Below are 20,366 nucleotides of genomic sequence, written 5' to 3'. Positions count from 1 at the left end.
CCTCACAGGCTCGCTATGACCCGGTCGGCCAGGATGTAGACGTTCTCCGCGCCGCACTGGAACGTCAGGGTGTACGCGCCCGAGATGCCCGACCCGCCCAGCAGGAACGGCGTCTCGCCCGCGGTGAGGGCCGCGGCCAGGCGCTCCGCCGTCTCGCGGTGGCCCGGGGTCATGCACAGGGTGGTGCCGTCGGCGAAGACGTAGACGTCGAGAGTGCCGAGCGGGCCCGGGCGGACGTCGGTCAGTTCGATCTGGGACGCGGCCAGTTCCTCGAGCGTCGCCACCGTGCGCTCGTGGTCGTTCACGACCGGTGACTGGACCGGTACGAAGTCGGGGTGGGACGGGTGACGGCGGCGGGCGGCGGCCAGTTCGGCGGAGTCCCCGGCGAACTCGTCGGCGTCCGCGGTCGGCTCGCTCACCGACTCCAGGGGCTCCAGGCCCACGAAGTCGGTCTGACGGGGCAGGAACAGCTCGCTGTCCGGGAGGCCCAGCAGCGTGGGCGTGTCGGAGGCGTCACGGCCCTCCTGCGCCGCCCAGAAGGCGCGGGCCTCGGCCAGCTCCCGCTCCCGCTCCTCCGCCAGCGCGTCGGCGACGGCGGCGCGTATCTCAGCCGCGTCGGCGGTGCCGCGGGCGGCCGGGACGAAGCCGCGCAGTTCGGCGGCGGTCTCCTCGGCGTTCCTGGCGTCCTTGGCGAGCTGGGTGTGCAGGGCGGCGACCTGCCGGCGCAACTGCAAGAGGGTGCGCAGGACGGCGACGCCCACGGCGCCCGTGGCGGCCGTGGTGACCAGCAAGGCGATCGGCATGGCGCTCACTGACGTACTCCCGGTTCAAAGTCGACCCCCGACTTCCTACATCAGCTTGAAGGGTGGACTATCCAACTGTCAGTGCGTAACGTCACGAAACGGGCAGGACTTTGGGCCTGGGGTTTGGTGCCGAAAGGCGCTGAGCTGCGTAAATCCCTCCGGGGAGGGAGATAGGTCACATCCTGGGGGAGATTGGATCACAAAACGGCCCGGAGTCCAGGGGCTTTCCGGACTCCGGGCTGATCCGTCACCGCAGGTGCTGAATCGGTTACGCAGGGGCCCTGTTGGGGGTCTGCGGCCGGGCGATCAGCTCAGGCGCTCGATGACCATGGCCATGCCCTGGCCACCGCCGACGCACATCGTCTCCAGACCGAACTGCTTGTCGTGGAACTGGAGGGAGTTGATGAGCGTGCCGGTGATGCGGGCGCCCGTCATGCCGAAGGGGTGGCCGACGGCGATGGCGCCGCCGTTGACGTTGAGCTTGTCCAGGTCGATGCCGAGCTCGCGGTAGGAGGGGATCACCTGGGCGGCGAACGCCTCGTTGATCTCGACCAGGTCGATGTCGCCGATGCTGAGGCCGGCCCGGCGCAGCGCCTGGTTGCTCGCCTCGACCGGGCCGAGGCCCATGATCTCGGGGGACAGGCCGGAGACGCCGGTCGACACGATGCGGGCGAGCGGGGTGAGGCCGAGCTCGCGGGCCTTGGTGTCGCTCATGACGACGACCGCGGCGGCGCCGTCGTTCAGCGGGCAGCAGTTGGCGGCGGTGACCATGCCGTCGGGGCGGAAGACCGGCTTCAGGCCCTGGACGCCCTCCAGCGTGACCCCGGCGCGCGGGCCGTCGTCCTTGCTGACGACCGTGCCGTCGGGGAGCGTCACCGGGGTGATCTCCCGCTCCCAGAAGCCGTTCTTGATGGCTTCCTCGGCGAGGTTCTGCGAGCGGACGCCGAACTCGTCCATGTCCTGGCGGGTGACGCCCTTGAGGCGGGCGAGGTTCTCGGCGGTCTGGCCCATCGCGATGTACGCGTCCGGGACGAGACCGTCCTCGCGCGGGTCGTGCCAGGTGGTGCCCTCCTGCGTGGCGACGGCCTCGGTGCGGGCCTCGGCCTCGGCGAAGAACGGGTTGCGCGTGTCGGGCAGGCTGTCGGAGTTGCCCTTGGCGAACCGGGAGACCGTCTCGACGCCGGCCGAGATGAAGACGTCGCCCTCGCCGGCCTTGATGGCGTGCAGGGCCATGCGGCTGGTCTGCAGGGACGAGGAACAGTAACGGGTGATCGTGCAGCCGGGGAGGTGGTCCATCCCCATCTGCACCGCCACGATGCGGCCGAGGTTGTTGCCCTGCTCGCCGCCGGGCAGGCCGCAGCCGAGCATCAGGTCGTCGATGTCCCTCGGGTCCAGCTCGGGGACCTTGGCGAGGGCCGCCTGGATGATCGTGGCGGTGAGGTCGTCCGGGCGCAGGTCCTTCAGGGAGCCCTTGAAAGCGCGGCCGATGGGTGAGCGGGCGGTCGAGACGATGACGGCTTCGGGCATCACGGCTCCATTGGCGAGGGTGTTCTTACGGGCACGGCTGTCTGGGAAGTTACCCGTACGTATGGGCTGGGTCACGGGGATGGCGGTGTGACCCTGACCGCAATTTACTAAGCGCTTGCTTGGGTCTCCGGCGGTGGGCGGGGAATGTGCGGGTGTGTCCACGCGCCGGCCCTGGGGGCTGTGCCCCCGGACCTCCGTCGGCCCTGAAGGGGCCTCGTCCTCAAACGCCGGACGGGCTGGCAGGGGACGCGGGTTCTGTTTCCGAGACCCGCCGCCGCCTGCGGCGCTTCAGCAGGGCCCAGGGACCCCGTGGGCCGGTCGGCATCGCCGCGGTGACTTCCGTACCGGCCTCCGAGGCCGCCTCCGCCGCTGCTCGGGCCACCGGCAGGAAACCCTCGCGGCGGGAGACGTCCGGGCGTTCCTCCTCCGGCCAGAGGCCGAGGGCCGCGCAGACCGTGGGAAGGACCGCCATCGCCGCCGTCGCGTACCCCTCCGCCGAGGGGTGGTAGTGGTCGGGGCCGAACAGCTCGCGCGGGTTGGCCTCGAACTCGGGGCCCAGCAGGTCGCCCAGGGAGACCGTGCGGCCGCCCTGCTCGACGGCGCCGATCGTCTGGGCGGCCGCCAGCTGGCGCGAGGCCCGGCGGGCCAGCCAGCGCAGCGGCTGCTGGACCGGCTCGATCGTGCCCAGGTCGGGACAGGTGCCGACGACGACCTCGGTGCCGGCCGTGCGCAGCCGTCGCACCGCCGAGGACAGGTGGCGGACCGAGCGGGTGGCCGGCATCCGGTGGGTCACGTCGTTCGCGCCGATCATGATCACGCAGACGTCGGGCACCTCGTCGGAGTCCGACAGGACCAGCGCGACCTGGCGGTCGAGATCGTCGGACTGCGCACCCGGGAGCGCCACGTTGCGCAGCTCCACGGGCCGTTCGGCGACCGCCGCCAGGCCCGAGGCCAGCAGTGCGCCCGGGGTCTGCCCGGAGCGGTGCACGCCCTGGCCCGCCGCCGTGGAGTCGCCCAGCATCGTCAGGCGCAGGGGTTCCTTGCCGGGCCCGGGCGCGTCGTAGGCGAGGCCGTAGCGGCCCTCCGCCTGCGGGACGTGCGGATGCGCCCCGTTGTTCACCTGGCGCCGCGCCAGATGCACCTCCGCCACTACCAGCCCTACGGCCGCTGCCCCGGCCAGTCCGATGCCGCCGCCGCCGTAGGCCGCGCCGGCCGCGATGCGCCGGGCCACTCTCGCCCTCGACATGCTCGTCATGCCTCGACGCCACCTCCTCGTGTCCGTACACCCACTCCTTGCCCCGTACGGACCGTCGCCCAATCTCAACCGGGAGTGAACGTGCCGACCCGGCCACCGCCCGGGCCGTACCCTGGCGTAACCACTACGACCACTGTTTTTGCAAGCAACCGGAGACAACGGTGCAATTTCACGACTCGATGATCAGCCTCGTCGGCAACACCCCGCTGGTGAAGCTCAACAGCGTGACCAAGGGCATCCAGGCGACCGTCCTGGCCAAGGTGGAGTACTTCAACCCGGGCGGTTCCGTGAAGGACCGCATCGCCCTGCGCATGATCGAGGCGGCGGAGAAGAGCGGGGAGCTCCTGCCCGGCGGCACGATCGTCGAGCCGACCAGCGGAAACACCGGGGTCGGGCTGGCCATCGTGGCGCAGCAGAAGGGGTACAAGTGCATCTTCGTGTGCCCCGACAAGGTGAGCACCGACAAGATCAACGTGCTGCGGGCGTACGGCGCCGAGGTCGTCGTGTGCCCCACCGCCGTGGACCCCGAGCACCCGGACTCCTACTACAACGTCTCCGACCGGCTGGTGCGGGAGACGCCGGGCGCGTGGAAGCCGGACCAGTACTCCAACGCGAACAACCCGCTCTCCCACTACCACTCCACCGGCCCTGAGCTGTGGGAGCAGACGGAGGGGCGGATCACCCACTTCGTCGCCGGCGTAGGCACCGGCGGCACCATCTCCGGGACCGGGCGCTACCTGAAGGACGCCAGCGAGGGCCGGGTCCAGGTCGTCGGCGCCGACCCCGAGGGCTCCGTGTACTCCGGTGGGTCCGGGCGGCCGTATCTCGTCGAGGGCGTCGGTGAGGACTTCTGGCCGACCGCGTACGACCGGACCGTCGCCGACGAGATCGTCCCGGTGTCCGACAAGGACTCCTTCCAGATGACCCGGCGGCTCGCGAAGGAGGAGGGGCTGCTCGTCGGCGGCTCCTGCGGGATGGCCGTCGTGGCCGCCCTGCGCGTCGCCGAGCGGCTCGGCCCGGACGACGTCGTCGTCGTCCTGCTGCCCGACAGCGGTCGCGGGTACCTCTCGAAGATCTTCAACGACGAGTGGATGGCCGACTACGGCTTCCTCGAGGACGAGGGTCCCAGCGCGCGCGTCGCCGACGTCCTCAACGACAAGGTGCACGGCGCCATCCCGTCCCTCGTCCACATGCACCCGGACGAGACCGTCGGCCAGGCCATCGAGGTGCTGCGCGAGTACGGCGTCTCGCAGATGCCGATCGTGAAGCCGGGCGCCGGTCACCCGGACGTCATGGCCGCCGAGGTCGTCGGGTCGGTCGTGGAGCGGGAGCTGCTGGACGCGTTGTTCACCCAGCGGGCCTCCCTCGACGACCCGCTGGAGAAGCACATGTCCGCCCCGCTGCCGCAGGTCGGCTCCGGTGAGCCGGTCGGCGACCTGATGTCCGTGCTCGGCACCGCGGACGCGGCGATCGTCCTCGTCGAGGGCAAGCCCACCGGCGTCGTCAGCCGCCAGGACCTGCTGGCCTTCCTGGCCAAGGGCGGGAAGTGACTTCCTGGGGACAGGGGCCGAAACCTCGGGGAAACCTCCGGTGAACGGCCCCCTTGGGCGCTGAACTTCCGTTTGCCTACCGAAGTGGTGGACTTCGCGGAAGTGGTACGAGGGTGTCACGTCCACGCAGCACTCGGTTAACACGCGTCCGGCATATTTATGGGTGTCGGCAGGGCGGGAGCGGCTCCCCGCCCCACCGGCACCAAAACGGCGTCACGGACCTCCGGAGCGGCTCCCGGACCTCCACCGACGCCACGGACGCGCAAGCCCGGCCTGACCCGGCCCGCGTCCCTCGCGGGGACCGCCGTCGTCCCGCCCCCCGGTAACGGGGGTGCGGCGGTCCCCGCGCAAGCTTCCCTCCCTCAGGGCCTGTCCACCGGACAGGCCCTGAGTCGTGTGCGCCGGACCCCGGCCAGGACTACGTCTGGACCGGCGTCGCCTTCCAGCTGCCCAGGAGCCGCAGCCGCTCCTCCGTCTCGGAGCCCGCCTCCGGGGTGTAGACCAGCAGGGACTGGTCCGGGTCCGCCGAGACCGCCAGCGTCTCGTACGGGAAGGTCAGCAGGCCCGCGACCGGGTGCTGGATCCGCTTCACCCCGTACGCGCACTCCCGGACCGGATGATCGGCCCACAGCCTGCGGAAGTCGTCGCTCTTCAGCGAGAGTTCCCCGACCAGCGCGGTCAGCCGGCGGTCGTCCTGGTGGTGGCCGGCCAGCATCCGCAGATGCGCGACGCACTGGACGGCCACCGCGGACCACTCCGGGTAGAAGTCGTGGGAGCCGGGGTCGAGGAAGACGTGCCGCGGGATGCTGCGGCCCTCCGGCCCGGTGCGGCTGTAGCCGAAGACCGCGTCGGCGAGCGTGTTCCACGCCAGCACGTCCATCCGCTGGTCCAGCACGAAGGCCGGGGTGCGCTCCATGCTGTCGAGCAGCAACCGGACGCCCGCGCGGACGCGGGGCGCGGCCGGTCGCCCGGCCGGCTTGCGGGGGCGGGCGACGGCGTGCAGATAGGCGTGCTCCGTGTCGTCCAGGCGCAGCACACGCCCCACGGCGTCCAGGACCGCGTCACTGACGCTCGGGCCCCTGCCCTGCTCCAGGCGGATGTAGTAGTCGACGCTCACTCCGGCCAGCTGCGCCACCTCCTCGCGTCGCAGCCCGGGTACCCGTCGGCGCCCGTGCGAGGGCAGCCCGACCTCCTCCGGCTGGATACGGGCGCGGCGCGAGCGCAGAAAGTCCCCAAGATCCCCGTCCATGCGTTCGATGGTAGGGGAGCGGCGGGCCGCGAACCTGGTACTGGCAGACCCAGGAAAAGCGCATCCCTGGGTAGCGCGGACGCGGACGGCGAGGGTGGTGCGTGCCGCCGGGGAACCACCCCGGCCCCGCCTTCCCAGGAGCAACGGATGTCGCACGAGAACCAGAACCAGTACGTGAACCAGAACCAGAACCTGTACGGGAACCCGTACGCGAGTCTGGCCGGTCGTACCGCCGTCGTCACCGGCGCCGCCAGCGGTATCGGTGAGGCCGTCGCCGTGCTGCTCGCCGCCTCGGGTGCCCGGGTCGCCCTGCTGGCCCGGCGCGGGGACCGGCTGGAGTCGGTCGTCGAGAAGATCCGCGCCGACGGGGGCGAGGCCCTGGCCGTCGTCGCCGACGTCACCGACGACGCGTCGGTGGACGCGGCGTCCGCCAGGATCCGCGAGGCCTACGGGAACGTCGACCTGGTCGTCAACAACGCCGGCGTCATGCTGCCGAACCCCGTCGACGACGGCCGGATCGACGAGTGGCGGCGGATGCTCGACACCAACGTCACCGGAGTGCTCCGGGTGATCCGCGCCTTCACCGGGGACCTGGTGGGAGCCGCCGCCGCGGGTCGGTCCGCGGACCTGGTGAACATCTCGTCCATCGCCGCGCACATCGCGTTCCCGAACTACGGGGTGTACGGCGCCACCAAGGCGGCCGTCACCTATCTCTCCCAGGCCCTGCGCGTCGAACTCGGGCCGCGGGACGTGCGGGTCACCAACGTGGAGCCGGGGCTGACGGAGACCGAGCTGGCGACGCACCTCGACAACGACGAGCTGGCCGGGCAGCTGGACGGCATGTTCGACGCCATCGGCGGGCTGTCCGCGGCCGAGCTCGCCGACGTCGTCGGCTACGCCACCAGCCGCCCCCGGCACGTCAACCTGCGCCAGATCATGGTGCTGCCGACCCGGCAGGCGTGAACCCCGGTGCCCGTTCCCGGGTCCGGGTCACTCCTCCCAGTCGCTGCCCTTCGCGGAGCCGCGACGGGTGCCGAAGAGGCCGGGGTGGGAGCGGGCGGCCTGGACCACGTTGACGCCGACGATGCCCACCCAGGAGACGATCAGGCCCGGCAGGTGAGCGGTGCCCGCGCCGATCGCGGACAGCGGGACCGCCAGCACCAGCGAGACGATGCCGAAGCCGAAGCGCTCGCCCCACGAGTCCGTCGCCTTGGGCGAGCGGGCGTCCCGGGCCGCCACCATCTGCTGCTCCGCGAACTGGCGCCGCACCCGGCGCTCCACCGCGCCGTCGATGCGCTGGTCGACCTTCTCCAGGAACGAGTCCACCAGCGCGGACTCGTACTCCTCGCCCAGTTCCCTGCGGGTCGCAAGGGTGGCGTCGAGTTCCTTTTTCAGGTCCGTGTCGCGCGCTTCCATGGTGGTCTCCCATCCCGTCATACCGACCAGGCTAGGCAGCGGGAACGCCCGCCGCACTGGGGATAGCCCCCCTGTCCGGAGTCGGGTTCGCGGGAGGGCGAGGGAGGGCGAGGGACAGCGGGCGAAGAGCGGGCGGAGTGTCGGCGGAGAGCGCGGGGCCTACTTCTTCGTGAGCCCGTGCTGCTTCGCGTACGCGTTCGCCACGTCCTCCGGGTCCTTCTTGTCCTTGTCCACCTGGCGGTTGAGCTCGGTGAGCTGGGCGGTGGTGAGGACGTTGCCGAGCTTCGCGAGGGCCTTGCGGACGGTGGAGTCGGCCTTGCGGTCGGCGATGAGCGGGACGATGTGCTGGCCCGGGATCAGGTTCTCGGGATCGGTCAGCACCACCCAGTCGTTGGCCTGGATGTCGGTGTCGGTGGTGAACAGGTTCGCCACGTCGACGTCGCCCTTCTTCAGGGCGCCCTTGACCAGCGGGCCGGACGAGTCGAGGGAGCGGAACTCCTTGAACTCCACCCCGTAGACGTCCTTGAGGCCCACCGCGCCCACCTGGCGGGTCTTCACCTCGGGCGCCGCGCCCAGCACCAGCTTGCCGTTCTGCTTCCTCAGGTCGGCGAGGGAGGCCAGCCCGTACTTCTTCGCCGTCTCCTTCGTGACGACGAAGGCGTCCGAGTCCTCGGCCATGCCGTACGGCAGTACCTGGAGGCCGGCCGGGAGGGCGACGGCGAGGGCGTTCTGCATCGCGCCCTCCTCCGTGGCCGTCGCCTTCGGGTCGAGGTAGTGCAGCAGGGCGCCCTGGTACTCGGGGAGCAGGTCGATGTCGCCGCCCCTGAGCGCGGGGATGAGGATCTCGCGGGTGCCGAGGTTGGGGCGGACCTTCACCTTCACTCCGGCCGCTTCCAGGACGGCCGCGTAGAGGTAGCCCAGCACCTGGTTCTCGGTGAAGTTGGCGGTGCCGATGGTGACCCCGTCCTTGCTGGAGCCGCCGCCGCCGGCGGAGGTGGTGCCCTCGTTGTCGAGGGAGGTGATGCCGCTCGCGCAGGCGGTCAGGGCGGGGACGGTCGCGGCCGCGAACAGGCCGCCGAGGATCGTGCGTCGGTTCATTTCGCTGACTTCCCTAGGCGGTCTGTGCGGGACGGTGTCGGAAGAGGAGGCGCTGGAGGCCGGAGAGCGCCAGGTCCAAGGCGATGGCGACGGCGGCGACCAGGACCGCGCCGCCGAGCACCTGGACGAGGTCGCGCTGGGCGAGGCCGTCGAACACGTAGCGGCCGAGGCCGCCGAAGGAGACGTACGCGGCGATGGTGGCCGTGGCGACGACCTGGATGAGCGCGAGGCGCAGGCCGGTCATGATCAGCGGGAGGGCCAGCGGCAGCTCCACCTGGAGCATGACCTGGTGGCCGCGCATGCCCTGGCCGCGTGCCGCGTCCTTCACGTCCGGGTCGACGGCAGTCATCCCGGCGTAGGTGTTGGTGACGATCGACGGGACCGCGAGGGCGACCAGCGCGACGTAGACCGGCAGCATCGACAGTCCGCCGGCCAGGAAGACGAGGACGACCAGGCCGACGGTGGGCAGCGCGCGGCCGAAGGAGGCCAGGTTGATCGCGAGGAACGCGCCCCGGCCGGTGTGGCCGATCAGCAGGCCGAGGGGGAGGCCGATCGCGGCCGCGATGAGGGTGGCCAGCAGCGAGTACTGGAGGTGTTCGGCGAGGCGGTGCGCGATGCCGTCCGAGCCGGACCACTGGGCGCCGCTGGTCAGCCAGCTGCCGAGGTTCTTGAACAGTTCGAACATCAGGCTCGCCGCCTCTTCCACGGGGTGAGGACGTACTGGACGCCGACCAGCAACGCGTCGGCGACGACCGCCAGAAGGATCGTGAGGACCACTCCCGCGATCACCGGCGTCGGGAAGTTGCGCTGGAAACCGTCGGTGAAGAGCTGGCCGAGGCCGCCGTCACCGATGTAGGTGGCGACGGAGACCAGGGAGATCGACATGACCGTGGCGATGCGGACGCCCGCCATGATCACGGGCAGCGCGAGCGGGAACTCGACGGTGAGGAGCGTGCGCAGGGGGCGCGTGCCCATCGCCTTGGCCGCCTCCTTCGTCTTCGCGGGGACCGAGTCGAGCCCTTCGACCGTGTTCCGCAGCAGCACGACCAGGGTGTAGACGGTCAGGCCGATGACGGTGGTGGTGCGGGTCAGGCCGCTGACCGGCAGCAGCAGAACGAAGATCGCGATCGACGGGATCGTGAACAGGACGTTGGAGAGGCCGAGCAGGAAGCCGCGCAGGGGGCGGATCCGGTGGGCGACCACCGCGAGGGGGAGGCTGATCAGCAGTCCGAGGAGGACGGCGGTCAGGGCGGCCTGGAGGTGGGAGATCGTGAGGGTGGTCAGGTCGTCGGTGTGCCCGGATATCCAGGACCAGTCGATGCTCACGCGGCCACCCGTGCCTCGGTGTGGGCCCGTCCGGCGTGGGTGTGGATGTCGTCGCGGGACGTCACGCCGGTGAGGACGCCGTCGGCGTCGACCCGCGCGACCAGTCCGGTGGGCGCGGCGACCGACTCGTTGAGCGCCGACAGCAGGGAGTCGGAGTCCCTGAGCGGCCGGACGGGCACGTCGGTTCCGGCGGTTCCGCCGACGGTCTTCGACGTCCAGCGCAGCGGCTTGCGAGCCTCGTCGAGGACGAGGCTCCAGGCGCCGCCCTCGGGGGCCGGGCCCTGCGGGACGTCCGCGAGGGTCTTCAGCGAGAGCAGCTTCAGACCGCGCTCGGCGCCGAGGAAGTCGGCCACGAAGTCGTCGGCCGGGCGGGCGAGCAGCTCGGCGGGCGAGGCGCACTGGACCAGGTGGCCGCCGGTGCGGAAGACGGCGATCTGGTCGCCGAGGCGGACGGCCTCGTCGATGTCGTGCGTGACGAAGACGATGGTCTTGCTCAACTCCTTCTGGAGCCGGAGCAGTTCGTCCTGGAGCTGGGTGCGGACCACCGGGTCGACCGCGCCGAAGGGCTCGTCCATGAGGAGCACCGGCGGGTCGGCGGCGAGCGCGCGGGCCACCCCGACGCGCTGCTGCTGGCCGCCGGAGAGCTGGTGCGGGTAGCGGCGGCCGGCGTCGGCGGACAGGCCGACGGTCTCCAGCAGTTCGGCCGCGCGGGCGCGGGCCCTGCGGCGGCCGTGGCCCAGCAGCAGCGGCACGGTGGCGATGTTGTCGAGCACCGTGCGGTGCGGGAAGAGCCCCGACTGCTGGATGACGTATCCGATGGAGCGGCGCAGCTCGGCCGCGTCCTGGCGGGTGACGTCCTTGCCGCCCACCTCGATGGTTCCGGAGGTCGGGTCGACCATGCGGTTGATCATCCGCAGGGTGGTCGTCTTGCCGCAACCGGAGGAACCGACCAGCACGGTCACGCCGCCCTCCGGCATGCGGAGGGAGAGATCGTGGACCGCCGTCGTGCCGTTGGGGAAGCGCTTGTGGACCGCGTCGAACTGGATCATGAGTTGTCCCTTGCCCGGCTGTATAACGTCATGCAGAGTTCTCGGTAGGTGAATAGCTTGTCAACGGTTCGGTGTTAATCCGAGGTAACGGATGACCGACAGGCAAGATCGAGTGTCCGGATTGATGGGAGTTCGTGGCCTTATGTCGTCTCGGATGATGGACGCCCCTTATGGGGTGGGCTCCGGTCTCGTCGTCCTCGACGGGATCGCCCTCGGCGTCGCGGACGTCGCCCGCCTCGCCGACCGGGCCGCCCGCCCGGTCCCCGGCACCGAGGCGACGAAGCGGATGACCGAGTCCTGGGACGCCGCCCGCCGGATCGCCGCCACCGGTCGCGTCTACGGCCGCTCCACCGGGGTGGGCGCCAACCGGAACGAGGACGTGCCCACCGAGGCGGCGGCCGAGCACGGCCTGCGCCTGCTGCGCAGTCACGCCGGCGCCATCGGCGAGGAACTGCCCGCCCGGCAGGTCCGGGCCATGCTCGCCGTCCGCGCCAACCAACTGCTCGCCGGCGGCGCCGGCCTCAGGCCCGGCGTCGTCACGGCGCTGTGCGAGGCGCTGGAGAGCGGGGCGTATCCGGTCGTCAACGAGTTCGGCTCGGTGGGGACCGGCGACCTGGCCGCGCTGGCACAGGTCGGGCTCGCGCTGGTGGGGGAGCACCCGTGGCGCGGCACCGGGATCCCCGAACCGCAGCAGCTCGACAACAACGACGCCCTCGCGCTCATCAGCAGCAACGCCCTCACCCTCGGCCAGTCCGCCCTCGCCCTGCACGAACTGCGCGGGCTCCTGGAGGCCACCCAGGTCGTCGCCGCCCTCTCCCTGCTCGCCGTGGACGGCTCGCACGAGGCGTACGCCGCCCCCGTGCACGCCGCCCGCCCGCACCGCGGGTCCACCGAGGTCGCCCGCCGCATGCGGGAGTTGATCGGCGCGCAGGACCGGCCCACCCCACCCCTCGGCAGGATCCAGGACCCCTACGGCTTCCGCTGCCTGCCCCAGATACACGGCCCCGCGCACGACGCCGCCGACGCCCTGGAGGACGTGGTCGGCATCGAGATCAACGCGGCCGCCGAGAACCCGCTCATCTCCCCCGAGGACATGGCCGCCTACCACCACGGCGGCTTCTACCAGGCCCAGCTCGCCCTCGCTCTGGACCACTTCAGGCTGGCGCTGACCCAGGTGGCACGGCTGTCCACCTCCCGCCTCTCCACCCTGAACGAACCGGCCTACACCCGGCTGCGCCCCTTCCTCGCCGACCCCGAGCCCGCCTCCTCCGGCGTGATGATCCTCGAGTACGCCGCCGCGGCCGCCCTGGGTGACCTGCGGGCCTTCTCGGCGCCCGCCTCGCTCGGCCACGCTGTACTCTCCCGGGGCGTCGAGGAACAGGCCAGTTTCGCCTCGCTCGCCGCCCGGCAGACACTGCGCGCCTGTGCCGCGTACCGTCTCGTCGTCGGCTGCGAACTCGTCGCCGCCGTACGGGCGCTGCGCCAGCGCGAGCTGCGGCCCGAGCCGGGACTTCCGGCGGGCCGGGCGCTGGAGCTGGCCGAGGCGGTGCTCGACGCGGAACAGGCCGACCGGCCGCTCACGGACGACGTGCGGGCGGCGGCCGGACTGCTGGACCGGTTCACGGACATCTGGAGGGGGAGCGGGGCATGAGCGCGGAGACGGGGATCGGTGAGGGAGGGCCGGGTCCAGGGGCGCCGGGTCCGGGGGTATCGGGTCCAGGGGCGCCGGGTCGGGCGGCATCGGATCCGGGGGTACCGGGCGCCGGTGTGCCGGACAGTCCCGCCGCTCGGCTGCAGGCGCTCTTCGAGGGGCACCGGCTGACACCGACCCAGCGGCGCATCGCGCACAGCATGGTGCGGCGCGCCGCCGACGTGCCGTTCCTGTCCAGCGTGGAGCTGGCCGAACTCGCGGGCGTCAGCCAGCCGTCGGTGACCCGCTTCGCGGTCGCCCTCGGCTTCGACGGCTACCCCGCCCTGCGCAAGCACCTGCGCGAGGTCGCCCCCGCCGAGCAGACGGCAGGACCGGCCTCGTACAACGAGTACCAGCAGGCCGTCGAGGCCGAGATCGAGAACCTGAAGCACCTCGCCGAACTGCTCGCCGATCCCCGGCCGGTACAGCGGGCGGGCCGGCTGCTGGCGGCCTCACGTCCGCTTCCGGTGCTCGGACTGCGGGCCGCCGCCTCCCAGGCGTACGGGTTCGCGTACTTCGCCGCCAAGGTCCATCCGGACGTACGGCTGCTGAACGAGGGCGGCACGATGATCCACGACCGGATCGACGCCGCCGTCCGGGCGGGCGCCTCGGCCCTGCTCTGCTTCGCGCTGCCCCGGCATCCGCGCGAGGTCGTCGACACCCTCGGCTACGCCCGGGAGGCGGGGCTGAGCGTGGTGACCGTCGCCGACTCCGCGTTCGCGCCGGTCGCCAAGGTCTCCGACCTGCTGCTGCCGGCCGCGGTCGGCACCGGTCTCGCCTTCGACACGGCGTGCGCGCCGATGCTGCTCGGGCGGGTGCTGCTGGAGGCGATGTGCGACGACCTGCCCGACGCGCAGGCCCGGCTGGAGGAGTTCGACGCGCGGGCGGCCGCGCGGGGGCTCTTCGTGGAGTAGGCCGCCGCTTGCGGAGAACGCGATTTTTTCGGGGCGTTCTCTCAGACTCGTCTCACCTTCGCTCACTAGTCTGAACGGTCACGAGACTGTGCCGGAGAGACCAGGAGGCGGACGTGGCGCGCGGAGGGCAGGGGCTGGCTCGGGTGGCCGTCGTCGTACGGGCCGGAGCCGCGCCGTTGTGGTGGTGCGGGGTGTTCGCGGCGGGGGTCGGGGTTCTGGTGCCCGGCCTCACCGGACGGCGGATCGGGGTGCTGGCCGGGGCCGCCCTGTTCATCGTCGCCGTCGCCGTGGTGGCGTGGCGCGGCCGCAGGCGGATCACCGTACTCGGCCACGGCGCCGCCCGGGCCGGAAAGCACGACGTGCTCCAGGACCGGGCGGTGACCGTGCGCACCTGGCGGCGCGGGCACCGCTGGTGGCTGCTGCTCGCCTTCGTGGCCGCGCTCGGCAGCTCCTTCGCGGTCCCCGCGGCCGCCGGACTGCTGCTCGCCGGCTGGGGGACGGGACTGCGGCTGAAGGCCGCCTGGCTCGGACGGCGCGAGCGGTCCGAGGACGCGCTGCTGTGGGTGCGCGTCGACTGGCTGGACCGGCGCGGCGGACGCCCGGCGGGCAAGGCCGTCAAGGCGTACCGCAGCACCGGCATCGCGGCCGGCGACGCGGCCCCGGGCGGGTCCCGCCGCCGCACCGCGGCGCTGGTCTAGGCACGGACCGGACCGGCCGGTCCGGACGGACCGGCCGGGCTATACCTCGAGGTCCTCCTCGATCTTCTTCAACTGGTGGCGGGCCATCGCCAGGTTGGCCCGTTTGGCGTCGAGGACCAGGTACATGAAGAGCCCGTTGCCGCCGCGGCCGCTGATCAGCCGGATCAGGTGGTACTGGTCGTTCAGCGTGATCAGGATGTCCTCGATCTGGCCCTTGAGCCCGAGGTGCTCCATGGTGCGCATCTTGGCGCGCACCACGTCGGTGTTCCCGGCGGCGGCGACGTTCAGGTCGAAGGTCTTGCTGCCGCCCATCGTGCCCAGCGCCATGCCGCTGGTGTAGTCGACGAGCGCCACTCCGGTCGCGCCCTCGATCGAGGCGAGACACTCTTTCAGTGTGGTTTCGGTGTTGGCCATGCTGTGCTCCTCGGTTCCTTCTCAACTTTCCGTGGTGGTGCGCGCGTTGGTGGTCGCCGATCCGCGCGCCGATCTGGTCCGTACGATGGGTGGCTTGGCGGGCGTCCGGACGGGCGCCTTCGCGGGGGTCTTCGCCGGCGCCCTGACCGGTGGCGCGGCGGCCTTGGCCTCCCGCGCCTTCGCCTCCCAGGCGTCGACGAGCTCCCCGATGCGGGCCCCGGCCCGGCGGCCCTCCAGATGCAGCCGGCCGACGTTGACGCGGTCCTGCGCGAGCAGGGTCAGTACGGCGCTCTCACCGGCCGCGTAGGTCGCGACGTAGCCGTAGACCCCGCGCACGAGCAGCTCGCGGAAGTCCCCCTGGCCGGTGGTGTCCGCCATCCGCACCGCGACGCCGAGGGCGGCGGCGGTCAGGGCGGCCACCACCTCCGGCTCCACGCCGGGCGTGTCGTGGGCGAGGACGAGACCGTCCACGCCGGCCGTCAGGGCGCCGGTCAGCTGGGGCACCCGGGCCCGCAGCCGCCGGAGTTCGTCGAGTATCTCTGGCTCGGACACCATCAGCTCGCTCCTCTCGGCACGCGGTCGCTGCCGTTCAAAGGGCCTCCAGCGCATCCCTGAGCCTCTTCAGCAAGGTGATGTCGGGGTCGTTGACACGGGGCAGGGTGATGCCCGGTGGCGGGTCGGGGTCGGGGGCGACGGGACTCACGGCGGGACCTGCGGCGGGCCCGGGGTGGAGCGGGGGCGCGGCCGGCGGCGGGCGGTGCTGCCGGGGCGGCGGGAAGAGGGCGGTCAGCAGCCCCGCCGCCGCCAGCCGCCGGACGTCCACCAGGGTGTGGAAGGCCTGCCGGCCCAGCTCCCGGGCTATGTCCGACGCGGTGCGTACGCCGTCCACCGAGGCGAGCACCGCGCTCTGCCGGGCGGTCGGCGCGGGCGCCGCGACGGTCTCGGCCCGCCGCAGCGGCGCCCCGTCTGTCAACGGGTCCGGCCACAGCCGGTGCAGCAGCTGGCGCCGGCGCACCGTCTCGCGCTCCACCGCCTCGACCGGGACCGGCCGGAGCGTGCCCAGCCAGTGCCCGGCGCCGTACCGGAAGCGGCCGGGAGTGCTGCTGGGGGTGAGCGCGAAGTACGCCGCGTCGAAGACCGCCTCCAGGTGGCACAGTTCCAGCGCGCCGCGCGGGACGCGGCCGGCGTCGAGCAGCAGCCGGGCGACGCCGTACTCCTCGTCGGCCCGGTCCACCGCGTCCTGCCAGACGGCGGGGGCGAGGGTGCCGTGGGCCAGGAGGAGCACGTCGAGGCCCGGGGCGAGGGGGCTCTCGGCGTGCACCACTCGGCCCTCGGCGAGGTAGAGCGAGCCGCGCTCGCGCTCCAGGACACCGGTCGCCCGTTCGGCCGCGAGCCGGGTCAGCATCGGCGACAGTCCGCTGCCGCGCTCCCGGGCCGCGGACTTCTCCCGCACGGGCAGCCGGGGCGGCGGGGTCGTCCCCTGCGGGGTCGTTCTCACCGCGGTCACCCCAGCACCAGCCGTCCGGCCATCTCGCCCAGCCGGATCCGGGCCAGGGCGAGGTTGCCGTCCGGCCGGGCCAGCCACACGTGCAGGAACACGCTGCTGTCGAAGGACGTCGGTACGAAGCGGAGCACGTGGTAGCTGTCCCGGTTGCTGATGATCAGGTCCTCGACCGGAGGATCGGCGACCCCGCCCCCGCTCCCCTGGCCGTCTTGGCTGTCGCGACGGTCGTAGCCGTCGGGTGCGAACGCCCGCTGCTCGGCCGTGAGCCGGGCCACCTCGGCCGCCTCGGCGGCCGCCGCCTCGTGGTCGCCGCCGGGGAACTCCCCGACCGCGCCCAGGGCCAGCCCGCTGGTCCAGTCGACCAGCGCGGCACCCCGGGCACCGGGCAGCCGCATGGCCTCCAGTAGACACTCGTCGATTCCGGGCACCGTTGGGCTCCCCTCCCGCCTTCGGTTCGGCTGAGTGATGAAGAAGCTACGCAACGTAGGCGCCGAGGGGTGAGTCTTCTGGCATTTTCCAGCGGAACATGCGGCGGGGCGGCTAACGTGGGTCGACTGACCCCGTTTCGGGCCGAATCGGTGCCCCGTGCGCCCCTTCTCCACCGTTCAACACCGGCCCACCGGCGCGCGTCAACGGCGCGCATGTCCCTGCGGGGTGGTGAACGCGAAAACGCGCGCCCCCTTCTTCCTGTCGGCCGCCACCGCCTTCCTGTCGGCCGCCTCCGCATGCCGCGGTCCCGATGCCATGACCGCGATGCCATGGCCCCGATGTATTGACTAGCCCTATTCATCGAGTCAGGATGTGAATAACAAAAGCAACAACCGCCGGGATCACCCATCCGCAAGGAGGCAGACCATGTCAGGACCCCGCCCCGTACGAGCGCCACGCGGTACGGAACTGAGCGCCCTGGGATGGCAGCAGGAAGCCGCCCTGCGGATGCTCCAGAACAACCTCGACCCCGAGGTCGCCGAACACCCCGACAAGCTCGTCGTCTACGGCGGCACGGGCAAGGCGGCCCGCGACTGGCGCTCCTTCGACGCGATGGTCCGCACGCTCAGGACCCTCAAGCAGGACGAGACCATGCTCGTGCAGTCCGGCCGCCCGGTCGGCGTCATGCAGACCCACGAGTGGGCCCCGCGTGTCCTCATCGCCAACTCCAACCTCGTCGGCGACTGGGCCAACTGGGAGGAGTTCCGCCGGCTGGAGCAGCTGGGCCTGACCATGTACGGCCAGATGACCGCCGGTTCCTGGATCTACATCGGCACCCAGGGCATCCTCCAGGGCACCTACGAGACCTTCGCCGCCGTCGCCGCCAAGAAGTTCGGCGGCACCCTCGCCGGCACGATCACCCTCACCGCCGGCCTCGGCGGCATGGGCGGCGCCCAGCCGCTCGCCGTGACGATGAACGACGGCGTCGCGATCTGTATCGACGTCGACCCGCGCGCCATCGAGCGCCGCATCGAGCACCGCTACCTGGACGTCAGGGCCGACAACCTGGACCACGCGCTCCAGCTGGCCGTCGAGGCCCGCGACCAGCGCAAGCCGCTCTCCATCGGCCTCCTCGGCAACGCCGCCGAGCTCGTCCCGCAGCTGCTCGCGATGGGCGCCCCCATCGACATCGTCACCGACCAGACCTCCGCCCACGACCCGCTCGCCTACCTGCCGACCGGGATCGCCTTCGAGGACATGGCCGACGCCGCCGAGAAGGACCCGGCCGGCTTCACCACCCGGGCCCGGGAGTCGATGGCGAAGCACGTCGAGGCGATGGTCGGCTTCATGGACGCCGGCGCCGAGGTCTTCGACTACGGCAACTCCATCCGCGGCGAGGCCCAACTCGCCGGATACGACCGGGCGTTCGCTTTCCCCGGTTTCGTCCCCGCCTATATCCGCCCGCTGTTCTGCGAGGGCAAGGGCCCCTTCCGCTGGGCGGCGCTCTCCGGCGACCCGGCCGACATCGCCAAGACCGACAGGGCGATGCTCGACCTCTTCCCGGAGAACGAGTCCCTGGCCCGCTGGATCAAGCTGGCCGGTGAGCGCGTCCACTTCCAGGGCCTGCCCGCCCGCATCTGCTGGCTCGGCTACGGCGAGCGCGACAAGGCCGGCGAGCGCTTCAACGACATGGTGGCGTCGGGCGAGCTGGCGGCCCCGCTGGCCATCGGCCGCGACCACCTCGACTGCGGTTCCGTCGCCTCCCCGTACCGCGAGACCGAGGCGATGCTCGACGGCTCCGACGCGATCGCCGACTGGCCCCTGCTGAACGCCATGGTCAACGTGGCCTCCGGGGCGTCCTGGGTGTCGATCCACCACGGCGGCGGCGTCGGCATGGGCCGCTCCATCCACGCCGGCCAGGTCTCCGTGGCGGACGGCACCAAGCTCGCCGGCGAGAAGATCCGCCGCGTCCTCACCAACGACCCCGGCATGGGCGTCATCCGGCACGTGGACGCCGGGTACGACATCGCGGAGTCGGTCGCGGACGAGCGGGGCGTGCGGGTGCCCATGCGTGAAGGTGACGACGCGTGACCCTTTCGGGAGACGAGCGGGGTGGCAACGGTCCGGCGGGGGTTGAGCCCTCGTCGCCGACCGCGGGTTCGGCTGCGCCCACCGGTTCCGCCCTGCGCAACGACTGTCCACAGCCGGTGGCGGCCCGCGCGTCCTTCCAGGAGATGTGGCGTGAGCTGGCGCCCATCGGTCGGCACTCCGAGTCCCGCGGCTACCGCCGCTACGCCTGGACCGCCGCCGACACCGACTGCCGGGCCTGGTTCAGGGGACAGGCCGAGGCGCGGGGCCTGACGTACGAGGTCGACCGCAACGGCAACCAGTGGGCGTGGCTCGGGGACCCGGCGGCCGGCGACGCCGTCGTCACCGGCTCGCACCTCGACTCGGTGCCGGACGGCGGCGCGTTCGACGGACCCCTGGGCGTGGTGTCCTCCTTCGCCGCGCTCGACGAACTCCGCGCGCGGGACGTCACGTTCACCAAGCCGCTCGCTCTCGTCAACTTCGGTGACGAGGAGGGCGCCCGCTTCGGACTCGCCTGTGTCGGCTCCCGGCTCGCCGCGGGCCGGCTCACCGTGGAGCAGGCCCACCGGCTCACCGACGGCGACGGGATCACCCTCCCGCAGGCCATGGAGGCCGCCGGCCACGACCCCGACGCCATCGGCGCGGACCCGGAGCGGCTCGCCCGGATCGGCGCCTTCGTGGAGCTGCACGTGGAGCAGGGGCGCGCCCTCGACCTGAGCGGCGACCGGGTCGGCCTGGCCAGTGCCATCTGGCCGCACGGACGCTGGCGGTTCGACTTCCGGGGCGAGGCCAACCACGCGGGCACCACCCGCCTCGTGGACCGGCGCGACCCGATGCTGCCGTACGCCGAGACCGTGCTGGCCGCCCGCCGCGAGGCCCGGCTCGCGGGAGCCGTCGCCACGTTCGGCAAGATCTCCGTCGAGCCGAACGGCGTCAACGCCATCCCCTCCCTCGTGCGCGGCTGGCTCGACTCCCGGGCCGCCGACCAGGGCACGCTCGACACCGTGGTCGGCGGTGTGGAGAAGGCCGCCCGCGAGTACGCCGAGGTCCACGGCATCGACCTGGACGTCGTCCGTGAGTCGTTCACGCCGGTCGTCGAGTTCGACCACGCCCTGCGCGACGAACTCGCCCGCATCCTCGGCAGCGACACGGCCCTCAAGGTCCCGGTCCTGGGCACCGGCGCCGGACACGACGCCGGAATCCTCTCCGGGACCGTCCCGACCGCCATGCTGTTCGTGCGCAACCCCACGGGCGTCTCGCACTCCCCGGCCGAGTTCGCCGCCGAGGACGACTGCGTGGCCGGGGTGCACGCCCTCGCCGACGTACTGGAAGGACTGGCCTGCCGGTGACCCCCAC

20 protein-coding genes are annotated in these 20,366 nt (G+C 72.2%); 7 read left to right on the top strand and 13 right to left on the bottom strand.

The features are described 5' to 3' along the window. Positions 1-2: 2 nt before the first annotated feature. From OG736_RS18645 to OG736_RS18635, 3 genes are all read right to left on the bottom strand, one after another. A complete protein-coding gene (locus OG736_RS18645; RefSeq protein ID WP_327183451.1) occupies positions 3-812 on the bottom strand; it encodes a hypothetical protein in 810 nt (269 codons plus the stop codon). Between the two features lie 297 nt (positions 813-1,109). Continuing rightward, positions 1,110-2,330, bottom strand: a complete 1,221-nt coding sequence (locus OG736_RS18640; protein ID WP_327183450.1) for an acetyl-CoA C-acetyltransferase — start codon at positions 2,328-2,330, stop codon at positions 1,110-1,112. Between the two features lie 220 nt (positions 2,331-2,550). Beyond that, positions 2,551-3,585: an SGNH/GDSL hydrolase family protein gene (locus tag OG736_RS18635; protein ID WP_327183449.1), complete on the bottom strand. Its 1,035-nt coding sequence runs from the start codon at positions 3,583-3,585 to the stop codon at positions 2,551-2,553. Between the two features lie 161 nt (positions 3,586-3,746). Here OG736_RS18635 and OG736_RS18630 point away from each other — a divergent pair, with 161 nt between their 5' ends. Continuing rightward, positions 3,747-5,135, top strand: coding sequence for a cystathionine beta-synthase (locus tag OG736_RS18630; RefSeq protein ID WP_054244172.1), 1,389 nt, complete (start codon positions 3,747-3,749; stop codon positions 5,133-5,135). 418 nt (positions 5,136-5,553) lie between these two features. Here OG736_RS18630 and OG736_RS18625 read toward each other — a convergent pair whose 3' ends face one another. Next, positions 5,554-6,384, bottom strand: a complete 831-nt coding sequence (locus tag OG736_RS18625) for a helix-turn-helix transcriptional regulator (protein ID WP_327183448.1) — start codon at positions 6,382-6,384, stop codon at positions 5,554-5,556. Positions 6,385-6,531: 147 nt separating this feature from the next. Between OG736_RS18625 and OG736_RS18620 the strand changes: the two genes are divergently transcribed. After that, positions 6,532-7,347 carry an SDR family oxidoreductase gene (locus OG736_RS18620; protein ID WP_327183447.1) on the top strand — a complete coding sequence of 272 codons (816 nt, stop codon included), beginning with the start codon at positions 6,532-6,534 and terminating at the stop codon, positions 7,345-7,347. A 27-nt stretch (positions 7,348-7,374) separates the two neighbouring features. On the opposite strand, the gene OG736_RS18615 is transcribed toward OG736_RS18620, so the two are convergent. From OG736_RS18615 to OG736_RS18595, 5 genes are all read right to left on the bottom strand, one after another. Then, positions 7,375-7,800 carry a hypothetical protein gene (locus OG736_RS18615; RefSeq protein ID WP_442817180.1) on the bottom strand — a complete coding sequence of 142 codons (426 nt, stop codon included), beginning with the start codon at positions 7,798-7,800 and terminating at the stop codon, positions 7,375-7,377. Positions 7,801-7,959: 159 nt separating this feature from the next. Beyond that, complete coding sequence (locus OG736_RS18610) at positions 7,960-8,898, bottom strand: ABC transporter substrate-binding protein (RefSeq protein ID WP_327183445.1); 939 nt, start codon at positions 8,896-8,898, stop codon at positions 7,960-7,962. 13 nt (positions 8,899-8,911) lie between these two features. Beyond that, on the bottom strand, positions 8,912-9,583 hold the full coding sequence (locus tag OG736_RS18605) for an ABC transporter permease (protein ID WP_327183444.1): 672 nt from the start codon (positions 9,581-9,583) through the stop codon (positions 8,912-8,914). Then, positions 9,583-10,224, bottom strand: coding sequence for an ABC transporter permease (locus tag OG736_RS18600; RefSeq protein WP_327183443.1), 642 nt, complete (start codon positions 10,222-10,224; stop codon positions 9,583-9,585). The genes OG736_RS18605 and OG736_RS18600 overlap by 1 nt, the downstream gene beginning before the upstream one ends. Then, entirely contained in the window at positions 10,221-11,273 is a 1,053-nt protein-coding gene (locus tag OG736_RS18595; RefSeq protein ID WP_327183442.1) for an ABC transporter ATP-binding protein, read from the bottom strand. Before OG736_RS18595 ends, OG736_RS18600 begins: the two co-directional genes overlap by 4 nt. A 142-nt stretch (positions 11,274-11,415) precedes the next feature. On the opposite strand from OG736_RS18595, the gene OG736_RS18590 reads away from it, so the two are divergent. The 3 genes from OG736_RS18590 (at position 11,416) to OG736_RS18580 (ending at position 14,575) form a co-directional block, all read left to right on the top strand. Continuing rightward, a complete protein-coding gene (locus OG736_RS18590; RefSeq protein ID WP_327183441.1) occupies positions 11,416-12,924 on the top strand; it encodes an aromatic amino acid ammonia-lyase in 1,509 nt (502 codons plus the stop codon). Then, entirely contained in the window at positions 12,921-13,877 is a 957-nt protein-coding gene (locus tag OG736_RS18585; protein WP_442817050.1) for a MurR/RpiR family transcriptional regulator, read from the top strand. Before OG736_RS18590 ends, OG736_RS18585 begins: the two co-directional genes overlap by 4 nt. Positions 13,878-13,990: 113 nt before the next feature. After that, a complete protein-coding gene (locus tag OG736_RS18580) occupies positions 13,991-14,575 on the top strand; it encodes a hypothetical protein (protein ID WP_327183439.1) in 585 nt (194 codons plus the stop codon). Between the two features lie 39 nt (positions 14,576-14,614). On the opposite strand, the gene OG736_RS18575 is transcribed toward OG736_RS18580, so the two are convergent. The 4 genes from OG736_RS18575 to OG736_RS18560 are packed head-to-tail and all read right to left on the bottom strand — an operon-like array spanning position 14,615 to position 16,921. Continuing rightward, the gene (locus OG736_RS18575; protein WP_020128504.1) at positions 14,615-14,989 is read right to left on the bottom strand and encodes a roadblock/LC7 domain-containing protein; all 375 of its coding nucleotides are present in this window, start codon (positions 14,987-14,989) and stop codon (positions 14,615-14,617) included. 21 nt (positions 14,990-15,010) lie between these two features. After that, complete coding sequence (locus OG736_RS18570; protein WP_327183438.1) at positions 15,011-15,544, bottom strand: roadblock/LC7 domain-containing protein; 534 nt, start codon at positions 15,542-15,544, stop codon at positions 15,011-15,013. Positions 15,545-15,578: 34 nt separating this feature from the next. Beyond that, the gene (locus tag OG736_RS18565; RefSeq protein ID WP_327183437.1) at positions 15,579-16,496 is read right to left on the bottom strand and encodes a transcriptional regulator; all 918 of its coding nucleotides are present in this window, start codon (positions 16,494-16,496) and stop codon (positions 15,579-15,581) included. Beyond that, positions 16,493-16,921 (bottom strand): hypothetical protein, encoded by a 429-nt coding sequence (locus OG736_RS18560; RefSeq protein WP_327183436.1) that lies wholly within the window; start codon positions 16,919-16,921, stop codon positions 16,493-16,495. The genes OG736_RS18565 and OG736_RS18560 overlap by 4 nt, the downstream gene beginning before the upstream one ends. Before the next feature lie 427 nt (positions 16,922-17,348). On the opposite strand from OG736_RS18560, the gene hutU reads away from it, so the two are divergent. Both hutU and OG736_RS18550 read left to right on the top strand, forming a co-directional pair. Beyond that, positions 17,349-19,013, top strand: coding sequence for a urocanate hydratase (gene hutU / locus OG736_RS18555; protein ID WP_327183435.1), 1,665 nt, complete (start codon positions 17,349-17,351; stop codon positions 19,011-19,013). Between the two features lie 143 nt (positions 19,014-19,156). Then, positions 19,157-20,359, top strand: coding sequence for an allantoate amidohydrolase (locus tag OG736_RS18550; RefSeq protein ID WP_442817179.1), 1,203 nt, complete (start codon positions 19,157-19,159; stop codon positions 20,357-20,359). Positions 20,360-20,366: the final 7 nt, after the last annotated feature.

The organism is Streptomyces sp. NBC_01334, from assembly GCF_035983595.1.
Lineage (GTDB): Bacteria > Actinomycetota > Actinomycetes > Streptomycetales > Streptomycetaceae > Streptomyces > Streptomyces coriariae.
Note: the sequence above shows the minus strand (reverse complement) of the source record. Positions and strands in the feature narration are given on the sequence as shown.

Coding starts and splice junctions, on each gene's coding strand:
- OG736_RS18640 (WP_327183450.1), bottom strand. CDS start 2,330: ATGCCCGAAGCCGTCATCGTCTCGACCGCCCGCTCACCCATCGGCCGC.
- OG736_RS18635 (WP_327183449.1), bottom strand. CDS start 3,585: ATGACGAGCATGTCGAGGGCGAGAGTGGCCCGGCGCATCGCGGCCGGC.
- OG736_RS18625 (WP_327183448.1), bottom strand. CDS start 6,384: ATGGACGGGGATCTTGGGGACTTTCTGCGCTCGCGCCGCGCCCGTATC.
- OG736_RS18620 (WP_327183447.1), top strand. CDS start 6,532: ATGTCGCACGAGAACCAGAACCAGTACGTGAACCAGAACCAGAACCTG.
- OG736_RS18615 (WP_442817180.1), bottom strand. CDS start 7,800: ATGGAAGCGCGCGACACGGACCTGAAAAAGGAACTCGACGCCACCCTT.
- OG736_RS18610 (WP_327183445.1), bottom strand. CDS start 8,898: ATGAACCGACGCACGATCCTCGGCGGCCTGTTCGCGGCCGCGACCGTC.
- OG736_RS18605 (WP_327183444.1), bottom strand. CDS start 9,583: ATGTTCGAACTGTTCAAGAACCTCGGCAGCTGGCTGACCAGCGGCGCC.
- OG736_RS18595 (WP_327183442.1), bottom strand. CDS start 11,273: ATGATCCAGTTCGACGCGGTCCACAAGCGCTTCCCCAACGGCACGACG.
- OG736_RS18590 (WP_327183441.1), top strand. CDS start 11,416: ATGTCGTCTCGGATGATGGACGCCCCTTATGGGGTGGGCTCCGGTCTC.
- OG736_RS18585 (WP_442817050.1), top strand. CDS start 12,921: ATGAGCGCGGAGACGGGGATCGGTGAGGGAGGGCCGGGTCCAGGGGCG.
- OG736_RS18575 (WP_020128504.1), bottom strand. CDS start 14,989: ATGGCCAACACCGAAACCACACTGAAAGAGTGTCTCGCCTCGATCGAG.
- OG736_RS18570 (WP_327183438.1), bottom strand. CDS start 15,544: ATGGTGTCCGAGCCAGAGATACTCGACGAACTCCGGCGGCTGCGGGCC.
- hutU (WP_327183435.1), top strand. CDS start 17,349: ATGTCAGGACCCCGCCCCGTACGAGCGCCACGCGGTACGGAACTGAGC.
- OG736_RS18550 (WP_442817179.1), top strand. CDS start 19,157: ATGTGGCGTGAGCTGGCGCCCATCGGTCGGCACTCCGAGTCCCGCGGC.